Here is a 1414-nt window from a genome sequence, read left to right on the forward strand (position 1 = left end):
CTATTACCCAAAGTCATGGCAGTCCCGCTATGGTTAACGCTGTGCACTGATGTCGATGGAGTCGAGATGGCGGACGACATGGGCGCGATCCATGTTACATGCCTGGTGGACTATATTATTATCGCTGTCGATAATAATATTATTACGACGCTAGCATATATGCAGGATACCTAGATTTCTGAGGTGTCTAATGGTATTGATAAACTGGTGGCGCGCGTGCTGGAATTTATCCCATGAAGGGCTGTGGTGGCGATCGCTCTATACTGCAGCGCATTTAGCGCTAGCTGTTAAGAGGCTGTCTGGACCTGGTTGCACTGTGGCTGCAGGCGATAGTGTTATTTGCCTTTGTGCCGGTGCCTTTCACCGCCGTTATGTCAGAGCGGCAGATAGATCACTGGCTAAGAGGGGATTTCTGCTATGTCGCCCACTTGCGCTGGGTGCCGATATGGGCCATTGCACCGCCGATAGCATTGGCAGTGATGGCGGTCGAGGACTAAAATTTTCCCGCCATTGGGGTTCGATATCACCGCTATTCGAGTCGAGATGCTCTCAACTATAAAATGCGCGCAGCCAGCATATATTCGCGGTGCGTTCCATCTCTATCGCAACAGACGGCGAAAAACCTGCTGCTGTGGGACGGACGCCGCTGGCTGCGTAAAGAGCTGGAGACTGACGTGACGCTCGAGATTGAGGGTCTGGACCAAGGGCGCATTTTGACCGTGTATCTAAATATTGCGGAATTTGGCACTGGCATATTTGGCGTGGAGGCGGTGGTATCACCCAACCAGCTAAGCTTACGCGGCGCCGCGCCCAGCGTCTATGCCCGCCAACGACAGCGCTGGATCTTACGCCAGATGCGGCAAATAGGCAGTCATGGTTATCTAGAGCAGGTAGGCCTGCGTTAAGATGTGAATAACACCGGTTGGCCTTAACTGCGTTTACTGTAAGTAGGTGAAGGCGGTTGTGACATGTTTCACGCCGTTCACTTTACTGGCAACTTCGGCCGCTGCCTTGCCTTCAGCGTTGGTCACTAGTCCCAGCAGAAAGACTTCGCCGTTCTCCGTGGTCACTTTGACGTTGGAAGACTTGACCGCGTCGCTGGCCAGCAGCTGCGAACGGATCTTTGTAGTGATCCAGGTATCCATTGACGCGCATCCCAGCGACACCGGCTTCCCCTGACGGATTTCGTTATAGACCTCGGTGGCGCCGTCGACACCCATCGCAATCTGTTTGGCGCGTTCAGCAAGCTCGGGGGTCGGCGCCTGGCCAGTAAGCAGGACTTTGCCCTGATAGGCCGTATCAACGATGTGTGCCTCTTTCCTCAGTTGCTGATCTTTTGCCAGCGCATTGGCGACCCGTGCTTCAAGCGTGCCGTCATCGACCTGGGTGCCGATGGTGCGGGGATCAGTGGCGG

Annotated in this window: 1 protein-coding gene and 1 pseudogene; one reads left to right on the forward strand and one right to left on the reverse strand. The window is 54.5% G+C overall.

Going from position 1 to position 1414, the window contains the following annotated elements; translation table 11 throughout:
- Positions 1-284 precede the first annotated feature (284 nt).
- A pseudogene (locus tag BG74_RS11420) lies at positions 285-905 on the forward strand (transglycosylase domain-containing protein).
- A gap of 33 nt (positions 906-938) precedes the next feature.
- On the opposite strand, the gene dolP reads toward BG74_RS11420, so the two are convergent.
- Positions 939-1414: division/outer membrane stress-associated lipid-binding lipoprotein (dolP, locus tag BG74_RS07655; protein WP_244267430.1), on the reverse strand; the 476-nt coding region annotated here is incomplete at its 5' end.

The sequence above is a fragment of the Sodalis-like endosymbiont of Proechinophthirus fluctus genome, assembly GCF_001602625.1.
Taxonomy (GTDB): Bacteria; Pseudomonadota; Gammaproteobacteria; order Enterobacterales; family Enterobacteriaceae.